Source organism: Pseudomonas sp. MF6751, from assembly GCF_016613265.1.
In the GTDB taxonomy this organism is placed as follows: domain Bacteria; phylum Pseudomonadota; class Gammaproteobacteria; order Pseudomonadales; family Pseudomonadaceae; genus Aquipseudomonas; species Aquipseudomonas fluorescens_BV.
This window is the reverse complement of sequence record NZ_JAENSV010000078.1, coordinates 1-9,605: the sequence shown is the minus strand read 5'-3', so window position 1 is coordinate 9,605 and position 9,605 is coordinate 1. Positions and strand designations below refer to the sequence as shown.

General features: G+C 58.6%; 9 protein-coding genes and 1 pseudogene. 5 read left to right on the top strand and 5 right to left on the bottom strand.

The window, feature by feature from the left end; all coding sequences use genetic code 11:
• Positions 1-126: 126 nt before the first annotated feature.
• From JJD66_RS27370 to JJD66_RS27360, 3 genes and pseudogenes are all read right to left on the bottom strand, one after another.
• Positions 127-597, bottom strand: a pseudogene (locus JJD66_RS27370) (DUF7088 domain-containing protein); the annotation flags it as partial.
• 16 nt (positions 598-613) lie between these two features.
• Positions 614-1,339 carry an ABC transporter permease gene (locus tag JJD66_RS27365; protein ID WP_200649472.1) on the bottom strand — a complete coding sequence of 242 codons (726 nt, stop codon included), beginning with the start codon at positions 1,337-1,339 and terminating at the stop codon, positions 614-616.
• Complete coding sequence (locus JJD66_RS27360; RefSeq protein ID WP_200649471.1) at positions 1,336-2,262, bottom strand: ABC transporter ATP-binding protein; 927 nt, start codon at positions 2,260-2,262, stop codon at positions 1,336-1,338. The genes JJD66_RS27365 and JJD66_RS27360 overlap by 4 nt, the downstream gene beginning before the upstream one ends.
• Before the next feature lie 240 nt (positions 2,263-2,502).
• On the opposite strand from JJD66_RS27360, the gene JJD66_RS27355 reads away from it, so the two are divergent.
• Together JJD66_RS27355 and greB are read left to right on the top strand one after the other, a co-directional pair.
• On the top strand, positions 2,503-3,543 hold the full coding sequence (locus JJD66_RS27355; protein WP_200649470.1) for a hypothetical protein: 1,041 nt from the start codon (positions 2,503-2,505) through the stop codon (positions 3,541-3,543).
• A 126-nt stretch (positions 3,544-3,669) separates the two neighbouring features.
• A complete protein-coding gene (gene greB, locus JJD66_RS27350) occupies positions 3,670-4,149 on the top strand; it encodes a transcription elongation factor GreB (protein WP_200649469.1) in 480 nt (159 codons plus the stop codon).
• Between the two features lie 37 nt (positions 4,150-4,186).
• Here greB and JJD66_RS27345 read toward each other — a convergent pair whose 3' ends face one another.
• On the bottom strand, positions 4,187-6,697 hold the full coding sequence (locus tag JJD66_RS27345) for an ABC transporter permease (protein ID WP_200649468.1): 2,511 nt from the start codon (positions 6,695-6,697) through the stop codon (positions 4,187-4,189).
• Positions 6,697-7,380, bottom strand: coding sequence for an ABC transporter ATP-binding protein (locus tag JJD66_RS27340; RefSeq protein WP_003189864.1), 684 nt, complete (start codon positions 7,378-7,380; stop codon positions 6,697-6,699). The genes JJD66_RS27345 and JJD66_RS27340 overlap by 1 nt, the downstream gene beginning before the upstream one ends.
• A gap of 10 nt (positions 7,381-7,390) precedes the next feature.
• On the opposite strand from JJD66_RS27340, the gene JJD66_RS27335 reads away from it, so the two are divergent.
• From JJD66_RS27335 to JJD66_RS27325, 3 genes are all read left to right on the top strand, one after another.
• The gene (locus JJD66_RS27335) at positions 7,391-7,996 is read left to right on the top strand and encodes an arylesterase (protein WP_054920159.1); all 606 of its coding nucleotides are present in this window, start codon (positions 7,391-7,393) and stop codon (positions 7,994-7,996) included.
• 58 nt (positions 7,997-8,054) lie between these two features.
• Entirely contained in the window at positions 8,055-8,348 is a 294-nt protein-coding gene (locus JJD66_RS27330) for a hypothetical protein (protein WP_003189866.1), read from the top strand.
• A gap of 78 nt (positions 8,349-8,426) precedes the next feature.
• Entirely contained in the window at positions 8,427-9,392 is a 966-nt protein-coding gene (locus JJD66_RS27325) for a L,D-transpeptidase family protein (RefSeq protein WP_019820319.1), read from the top strand.
• Positions 9,393-9,605: the final 213 nt, after the last annotated feature.

Below are 9,605 nucleotides of genomic sequence, written 5' to 3'. Positions count from 1 at the left end.
TAAACGCTTCGATTTCAAGTGCCCGATCGAAGTCATGGGCGAGGTGATGCAGGAAGCCATGGCTATGCGGCATCATGCTCCAGCTTCAAATCAATAACCGTGTTGCACTCAGCTTCTGCAACCGCCGCTGATTTCATACTCGAGCAATGATTCATGCTCAGGGTTGAACGCTTGGATGCGTTGGGCGCCCTGGCCGGCACGCGTACCGATAAGGCCAAGGAATCCTTGTGTGTCATCAAGGCCAAACAAGCTGGCTTTATAGGCGTCCTCAGAGAACGGGGTGGGGTTGATAATATGTAAGTTGATCATGCCGTTGGCAGCTTTTTCGAATTCCTTGAGCAAGTCTTCCACGCGCCGGCCATAACGTTTCAATACCGGTTTTTTTTGCGGTGCATTGAGGGTGTTGAAGAAATATAAGTCCAGTTGGCTTTCAAGTGAAACGAGTAATTGCCGCGCCGATGGCGATAGGGTGTGGGTGTTTTCTTGGGAAAAGTCCCAACGGACAGTTGGCAGTTTGGGTACCCAGACTAGATTGAATGCCAGAAACAGTAGTGATATGACGATCAATGTCATACCCGCGCGAAAAGCGGATCCCATCAGTGGCGTTCCTATGTCAGCTGTTTCTGTAGTTGAGTGTGAAGGTGGTCGCAAACAGAAAAGCCAAGATCATGCTTATGAAGTACAGGCAGTCATGCAATGTCAACTTGCCGTTATCCATCGCGCTGAAGCGGGAAATCGGATCAAGGGATAACAAACTGTCGATAATCCATATGGGGGTCTGCTGTTCCAGTGCATCCAACATTGAAGATATCCCACTGGCGGCCAGCAACAAGCACAGCGTCAAGAGGGAAATCATAACGCGTTGGTTCGTCAGCACACAGGCAAAGCAACCCACAGAGAGATAGCTTCCCGCCAACAACCAACTGGCGAAGAACTGTGATGCGATAACGGTATTGTCGGGGGTGCCAAGATAATTGACAGCCATTACCAAAGGAAAATTAAGCATCAAAGCGATGCCACAGACGATCCATGCCGCCATAAACTTTCCAACCACTCGCTGCGTCGGAGTGACAGGTAAGGATTTCAATGTGTCGCAAAAGCCAGCGTTGGATTCGTCGGACCATAATTGCGTCGATAAAATCGGTACCAGTAGCAGATAGAGCCAAGGATGCAGTTCGAAGAACGCCTGCAAATCGCTGCTGTTTTGTTCCAGCCAGTGATGGCTGTGCAACCCCAGCGTCGCACCCAGCACGAGAAAAACCGCCACACTCAGATAAGTGCTCGGTGATGAGGCAAAGCTGGCGAGTTGTCGTTTGAAAATGATGGTTAGCAGTCTCAAGTATTTACCTCATGGCTCAGATGGTGAACGACATCGTTCAGGCGACCCGGCTCCAGATTCATTGACGTTATGTTCCAGCCACGGTGGGTGATGAGCGCGTTGATTGAAGGGAAGATGGAGTGCCCGGGCATGGCCAGAACAGTCACCTTGCCGGGGGCATGCCGGTCTTCTTCGATGCCTGCGACGCCAGGTAATACGGCAAGCGCCAGCAAATCCAGCGGGGTGTCCGCCGCCAGGGTCACCGCTTGGAAATGCCGGGAACTGCGTTGCAAATCCGGCAGTGAAGCGTCGGCCACCAGGCGGCCACCGGCGATGACCAGGGCACGGGTGCAGGTATCCGCTAACTCTTGGTAACGGCGGGAGGCGATGATGATCGTCATTTCCTCGGTCAGGGATTGGATGAGTGCCCTGAACTTGAGCCGTTGATCAGGACATAGTCCCTCCGTAGGCTCATCCAGCAGAAGCAGGCTTGGGGAGTGCAGGAGTGCCTGGGCCATTGCGACTCTGCGCTTCAAGCCAAGTGGAAGCACATCGATCGGGCAGTTGAGCACGGGCAGCAGCTCCAGTCGCGTGACTACTTGCTCGACTCGACTGCGCTTTTCAACACCGCTCAAACCGCGAATAGCGGCAATAAAATTGAGCATATGCCTGACGGACATCCTGTGATGATTGAGGCCGTCCTGGAGTTGATAGCCAACGACTTTTTTGGCTTGGAGTGAATGGGTCTGGGTACTGAAGCCTTGGATAGTGATTTGTCCTGAAGTAGGTTTGATTGCCCCGGCAATCAAACTCAGCAGTGCTGTTTTTCCTGCACCACTCTCTCCCAGCAGGGCCACACACTCCTGGCGCTGGGCGCAGAAGGAGAGGTTGGTGATAACGCTTTTTTTACCCAGCTGTTTTGTCAAGTTGCTTATCTCGATCATATTTTTACCGAATAAGTTTTGCAGGGCGTGTGAGAGGTGCCGGCCGTATGGGAGAGAGCTTTAAAAAGGGTACGTTCAATAAAGTGGCTTGGGAACGCGAGACGTAACTAATAAGAAGAATCCTACGTTCGGCTCGATAATTCGCTGAAACAATTGTTTTGTTTGGAAGACTTATTAAAGCTCGGATGTTTATCTGGTGTTTATATAAGGTTTTTTCTTTTGTAATGAGGCCTGATTGCCATGATGCTTCTACGTACTCTTGTTCTTGAACGTAACGACGAAGACGCGCCCGTTAACGGCGCGTTGCTGTGTGGGTTCGCTGTCACGCAAACCGGGTCCAACTTTCTCGTGTATAGCCTGGATGAGGAGACCGAACCCGGTCACTCCCGGGTCTATATCGCGGTATTACGTAAAAAGCTCGAACGCTATTTTCTGGGGGGGGTTGATTCAAAAGAGGACCTGCAATCAGCGATGCAGGTCTTCAAGCAGATCCTGATGATGGCGGCCGCGTCAGGTTCGAAGGCAAGCTCGATTGGCGACGCTGAGGTTCCCTTTCACTTTATTGACTTGAAGGGCTGCCGGCTGCCGCCTGCCAGGCCCGAGGATCATCACTCGGTGATCATCAAGAAGGCATTGGTCATGAAGGTGATCACCTTGGGTATGTCTGCGCCGGCGTTGCCTGCGATCGAAAGCAGCGCAGTGATCGTGCCGTCCATTCGCTTTTCGTCGCAAATGGTTGCGCCGCCCCGAAATCCGCGCGCACCCACGGCTGTGCCGCAGGCTATGGATGAAGACACCTTTGAAGAGCCGGCGCAGTCGCTGGCCGCGATCCCACAGTTGCAGGTCAAGACCAGTGCGCCGCCTGTCCTGGATGAACAAAATGACAGCCAGTTTGAGCCAAACAACCTGCGGCTGGAGCCACCCGAGCCCGACCACTTGGACCCGCCTGCCCACCTGGAGCATACCTCTTTGCTTGAAATGGACAGCGCGCTGAGCAATCTGGCCAAGGTCGCCCAAGAGTTGACGCAAAAAAAATGCGCCGTCCTCGAGAAAGAGCAGATGCTTGAACAGTGGCAGGCGTCCCTGCAACAGCAGCAGAGCCAACTGGATGAAAGAGGCCGTGAACTTGAGCAGCGCCATACCTATTTGCAGAAGCAGGGGTTGGAGGTCAGTCAGAAAGCCGAAAAACTGACAATGATGATGTTGCAGCTGTCCGGCATGCGCCAGCGCATGCAGGGCATGCTGCTTGAGTTGGATCAAGTCCTGGAGGGCCATGGGTGAGGTTACAGGAGGCGCCGGCCTGGATACTTTCCAGGGTTCATTTATCATCAGTCCCAGCCAGCCGCTGCCTGGGCATGATGCCCTGGCGTATCGGCACCATTAGACATTGCCTGGGGATGCGAGCGTTTGAGTACCAAGCTGATTACCAAAGAGGGTCATGAAGCGCTGAAAAAAGAGCTGGATTACCTATGGCGTGAAAAACGTCCGGATACCACGCGTAAAGTGGCCTGGGCAGCCTCCCTGGGAGATCGCAGTGAAAACGCCGATTACCAGTACAACAAGAAGCTGCTGCGCGAGATCGACCGACGGGTGCGTTACCTGCGCAAACGCCTGGAAGACATGCGGGTGGTGGAGTACATGCCCGAGCAGGAGGGAAAGGTGTTTTTCGGCGCATGGGTCGAAATCGAAAACGAACAGGGCGAGACCAAGCGTTTTCGCATCGTGGGTTATGACGAGATCTACGACCGTATGGATTACATCTCCATCGACTCACCCATGGCACGGGCCCTGCTGCGCAAGGAGGTGGATGACGAGGCAGTCGTACAGACCCCAGGCGGAGAGGTGTGCTGGTGGATCACCAAGATCGAATATGTAAAGCCGGCCTGATGGCACGTACCCTTGGCAGAGTACGCGCCATCGGGGGTCAGCTTTCGCGCAGAACGGTCAGCGGGCTGGCATTCAGTGCGCGGCGCGTGCCAAATACCCCGGCAGCGCCAATCAGCAAGGCACCGATTACGGGCAGCAGTAACAACCACGGGTGGGGATGCCACGCCAGGTCAAATGCATAGCGGTACAGCACCCAGGTCACCAGTTCGGTGCCCAGTGCCGCCAACAAGCCGCTGACGGCGCCCAGCAGGCCGAACTCAATGCGTCGGGCCTTGACCAGCAACTTACGCTCGGCACCCAAGGCGCGCAGTAATGCACCCTGGCGGATTCGTTCATCCAGGGTGGCCTGCAGGCCAGAGAACAACACTGCCATGCCCGCCGCGAGGACAAACAACAGCACGTATTCGACTGCCAGCGTTACTTGGGCAAGGATGCTGCGCAACTGCTCCAGCAGGGCCTCGACCTGCAGGATAGTGACCGCCGGGAAGGCCCGTGACAGGTCGACGATCTGTTGGTCATGGCCGGGAGCCAGATAGAAGCTGGTGAGGTAGGTCGCGGGCAGATCCTTCAAGGTGCCCGGTTGGAAAATCATGAAGAAGTTGGGCTGGAAGTTATCCCAGTTGATGGTACGCAGGCTGGTGACCCGCGCTTCACGGTTTTCCCCGCCGATGGTGAACAACAGATGGTCGTTGAGCTTGAGCTTCAAGCTCTCGGCCACTTTGGCTTCCACCGACACGCCAGGAACCCCGTCAGTGGGTTGCGCCGACCACCAAGTACCTGCCGTCAGGACGTTACCCTCTGGCAGGTCGGCTGCCCAAGTCAGGCTCAGGTCACGTTGAGTGGCACGGTCGCCGCTGGAGTCCTTGCTGACAATCTCCTGCACGGCTTCGCCATTGATGCTGATCAAGCGCCCTGGCACCACCGGGTAGAGCGGCGCTGCTTGTGCCTGGACGTCCAGCAGCCGGGCGCCAAAGGCGTCCTTGTCGGCTGGCAGGATATTCAGCGCGAAGTAGTTGGGCGCATCCTTGGGCAACTGGTTTTGCCAGGTGTCGAGCAATTCGCCCCGCAACAGCGCGATCAACCCCATGGACAACAGGATCAAGCCAAAGGCCAGGGATTGGCCCGCTGCCGCCAACGGGTGACGCAACAATTGTCCCAGGCCCAGGCGCCACGGCAGGGAGGCGCGAGCCAGTAACCGCCGCAGGCTCTGTAGCAACAACAACAGCAAGCCACCCAGGAGCAGCGCAGCGACTACACCGCCGCCGAGTAACGCGAAGGTCAATACCAGGTCCAGGCTCAGGCGCCACATGATCAGGCCCAAGGCAAACAGTGCCGCGCCGTAGACCATCCAAGTGCTTGAAGGAATAGGCAGCAAATCGCGGCGCAATACCCGCAGCGGTGGTACCCGGCCCAGTGCGGCCAGCGGCGGGAGGGCGAAGCCGGCGAGGGCCACCAGCCCGGTGCCGATCCCGGCGACAGCCGGCAGCAACCCGCCTGGCGGTACGTCGGCGGGCAGCAGGTCGTGCAGGAAGTAGAACAGGCCAAATTGCGCCAGCCAGCCGAGCAGGGCGCCGGCCAGGCTTGCCAGCAAGCCCAGCACGCTCAGTTGCAGGCTGAACAGCAGCATGGCTTCACGGCGCGACAGGCCCAGGCAGCGCAACAACGCGCTGGCATCGAACCGTCGACTGGCGAAGCGGTTGGCCGACAGCGCCACGGCCACGCCAGCCAGCAGCACGGCCACCAGGCTGGCCATGTTCAGGTAACGTTCGGCCTTGCCCAGCGCACCGCCGATTTGCTGGTTGCCATCGCGGGAGTCCTGCAGCCGCTGGTTGGCAGCCAGGCCCGGTTTGACCAGGTCGCGATAGGTTTGCAGCGCAGTGCTGCCTTGTGGCGCACGCCATAGTTCGCGGTAGCTCACACGGCTGCCTGGCTGGACGACACCGGTGGCGTCCAGGTCCGCCAGGTTGATCATGACCCTGGGCGTGAGGCTGTAGAAGTTCCCGGCCCGGTCGGGCTCGTAGGTCAGGATGCGCGCCAGGCGCAGGGTCTTCATGCCGACATCGATGCTGTCGCCGATTTTCAGGTCCAGCGCCGTCAGCAATCGTGCTTCCACCCAGGCGTCACCGGGTTTGGGACCACCGCCAGGGGTTTGCGTACCGAAGGGCTCGGTGCTGCTTTTAAGCTCGCCGCGCAAGGGGTACTGCTCGTTGACCGCCTTGATGCTGGAGAGCTGGATGCCATTATCGGTGGCGATAACGCTGGAGAACTCCACGATACGAGCGTGATCCAGGCCCAGTTCGGTCCCGGATTTGATTTGCTCGGGCCGGGCCGGCGAGCTGCCTTCGAGCACCAGGTCGGCGCCGAGGAATTCGGTGGCGCGCAGCAGCATGGCGCCGTTGAGACGCGCACCAAAGTAGCCGATGGCGGTGCTGGCAGCCACGGCCACCAGCAGGGCAAAGAACAGCACGCGCAATTCGCCGGCGCGGGCATCGCGCAGTAACTGACGCATGGCAAGGCTGAACAGACGCAACAGCGGCAAACGTGCCATCAAGGCTCCAGGGGCGCGACCATCAGGCCGGCTTCAAGGCGGATCAGGCGTCGGCAACGGTGGGCCAGGCGCTCGTCGTGGGTGACCAGTACCAGGGTCGTACCGCTCTCTTTATTCAACTCGAACAGCAGATCGCTGATGCGCTCGCCAGTATGGCTGTCGAGGTTGCCGGTGGGCTCGTCGGCAAACAGCACGTCCGGTTCGGCGGCAAACGCGCGGGCTATCGCCACGCGTTGTTGTTCGCCACCGGACAGCTGACGGGGCGAGTGGGTCAGGCGCTGGCCCAGGCCTACGCGCTCCAGCAGGTGTTTGGCTCGCTCGCGGGCGTCCTGGCGACCGTCCAGCTCCAGCGGCAGCATCACGTTTTCCAGTGCATTCAAGCTGTCGAGCAATTGGAAGGATTGGAATACGAAGCCCACATGCTCGGCACGGATGCGTGCGCGCTGGTCTTCGTCGAGGGTGCTCAGGGCTTGCCCGGCCAGGGTGACTTCGCCGCTGCTGGGCAGGTCGAGGCCGGCCAGCAGGCCCAGTAGCGTGGATTTGCCGGAACCGGAGCTGCCGACGATAGCCAGGCTATCGCCCTTGTTCAGTTCCAGGCTCAGTTCGTGCAGGATAGTCAGTTCACCTTCCGCGCTGGGAACCACTTTGCTAAGGTTTCGCGCGGTGAGAATGCTTGCGCCCATGGAGAATCCGATGCGAGTGTGGTTTTTGAGTGCTGGCCTGGCCTTGATGTGCATGGCCCAGAACGCAGCGGCGGGTACAGTCCTGATCGTTGGCGATAGTATCAGTGCCGGTTTCGGCCTGGATACCCGCAAAGGGTGGGTCGCGTTGCTGGAGCAACGGCTCAAGCAGGAGGGTTTTGACGATAAAGTGGTCAATGCTTCCATCAGTGGCGACACCAGCGCGGGAGGCCTCGCGCGGCTGCCCGCGGCGCTTGCAACGCACAAACCGGACGTTGTGGTGATCGAGTTGGGTGGCAACGATGGCTTGCGCGGCCAGCCGCCTGCGCAATTGCAACAAAATCTTGCCTCGATGATCCAGCAGTCCCGGGACAGCGGCGCCAAGGTGCTGCTGTTGGGCATGCAGATTCCGCCCAATTACGGCAAGCGCTATGTCGAAGCCTTTGCCAAGGTATTCGGTGATGTGGCACAGAAAGAAAAGGTGCCGTTTGTGCCGTTTTTCCTCGAGGGCGTGGGTGGCCATCCGGAGTTGATGCAGGCTGACGGGCTACACCCGGCAGTCGGGGCGCAAGACAAGTTGCTGGAAAATGTCTGGCCAACGCTAAAACCGCTGTTATGACGCTTTTCTACCGGCAGGCTTTCGGCTAAGGTGGCGCCCCCCCGATTTGGAGCCCTCGATGTCGCGCCCTGCCTGGTCCCTGTTTAACTACCAACTGATCGAGCCGGACGAGCAGCTGGACCTGTTCGCCTGCCAGGAAGTGCGGGTGCATTTGGTGGCGCGTCAATTGGAACTGGGCGGCTCGATCGATCGCACGCTCTGCGGCACTCTATTGCCGGCACAGCCACGCTGGTCATCGGTCAACCGCTCGATTTTCCAAGACCAGCGACTCTGCCCGTTATGCCGGGCAATTCTCGAATCGCAAAAGCGCGGCACGCCTCCGATCTGGCCGGAGCTGCGCTTCGAGCTGTAAAACAGCTTGAAGCTTGGCACTGCGAAGCCGTATACAATCAATTTTTCCCCACCCGTCGTCTTGCGAAGGATTTTCCGGATGTTGTCGCGCCTTTCCGTCGTCACCTGCTGCCTGTCTCTTGCTGCGCTTTGTGCGGCGGGTTCGGCGGCGGCCTTGCAGTTGCCCTTGCCGCCGCCCGGTGAGGACATTGTTGGCCAGGTCCAAGTGATCAAGGCCAAGTACGAAGACACCTTTGCCGACCTTGGCACCACCTACGACCTGGGCTATTCGGAAATGGTTGCGGCCAACCCGGGTGTCGATGCCTGGTTGCCGGGGGCGGGCACCGAGATTGTGCTGCCGACACGCTTTATCCTGCCGCCCGGGCCGCGGGAAGGCATTGTGATCAACCTGGCGGAATACCGGCTCTACTACTATCCAAAAGGCCAAAACGTCGTCTATACCTTCCCCCTGGGCATTGGCCGGGAAGGCTGGGGTTCGCCGATCGCCCATACCAGTATCATCGCCAAGACGCCGAACCCGACCTGGACGCCACCGGCCTCGATCAAGGCCGAACACGCCGCCAACGGTGACCCGCTGCCCAACGTGGTGCCTGCCGGCCCGGACAACCCGCTGGGGCCCTTCAAGTTCACCCTGGGCACGCCGGGTTACCTGATTCACGGCTCCAACATGAAGTTTGGTATCGGCACGCGCACCAGCCACGGTTGCTTCCGCATGTTCAATAACAACGTGTTGGAAATGGCGGGCATGGTGCCGGTAGGCACGTCAGTGCGCATCATCAATGACGCGTACAAGTTCGGCAGCAGTGGTGGCAAGGTTTACCTTGAGGCTCACACGCCGTTGAACGATGACGGTACGCCATCGGTGGTCGACAAGCACACCGCTGTCATCAATGCGTTGCTCAAGCGCGAAGACCTGTCCAATAACCTGCGGGTCAACTGGGACCAGGTGCGTGATGTGGTCGCCGCCGAGGATGGCTTGCCGACCGAAATTGGAGTGCCAGGCGGCGCACCTGTGGCGTCCAGCACCCCGCTCGATCTTCAATAATAAGCCTGAGCGAATATCCCTGTGGGAGCGGGCTTGCTCGCGAAGACGTCGGCCCAGAAAACATTGATGTTGACTGATCCACCGCTTTCGCGAGCAAGCCCGCTTGTATGCTAGGACTTGAAGGGAGGAGAAGGGACAAAGCCCGATTCTGACTGTTGACGCAGTACAGACCGTGGGAGATTTCGCCCCTCCTCCTTTCACCCAAGCGCCGAT

Excerpts from the sequence above, each read along its gene's own strand:
- JJD66_RS27360 (WP_200649471.1), bottom strand. The coding sequence starts at position 2,262 with ATGATCGAGATAAGCAACTTGACAAAACAGCTGGGTAAAAAAAGCGTT.
- JJD66_RS27355 (WP_200649470.1), top strand. The coding sequence starts at position 2,503 with ATGATGCTTCTACGTACTCTTGTTCTTGAACGTAACGACGAAGACGCG.
- JJD66_RS27345 (WP_200649468.1), bottom strand. The coding sequence starts at position 6,697 with ATGGCACGTTTGCCGCTGTTGCGTCTGTTCAGCCTTGCCATGCGTCAG.
- JJD66_RS27340 (WP_003189864.1), bottom strand. The coding sequence starts at position 7,380 with ATGGGCGCAAGCATTCTCACCGCGCGAAACCTTAGCAAAGTGGTTCCC.
- JJD66_RS27335 (WP_054920159.1), top strand. The coding sequence starts at position 7,391 with ATGCGAGTGTGGTTTTTGAGTGCTGGCCTGGCCTTGATGTGCATGGCC.
- JJD66_RS27330 (WP_003189866.1), top strand. The coding sequence starts at position 8,055 with ATGTCGCGCCCTGCCTGGTCCCTGTTTAACTACCAACTGATCGAGCCG.
- JJD66_RS27325 (WP_019820319.1), top strand. The coding sequence starts at position 8,427 with ATGTTGTCGCGCCTTTCCGTCGTCACCTGCTGCCTGTCTCTTGCTGCG.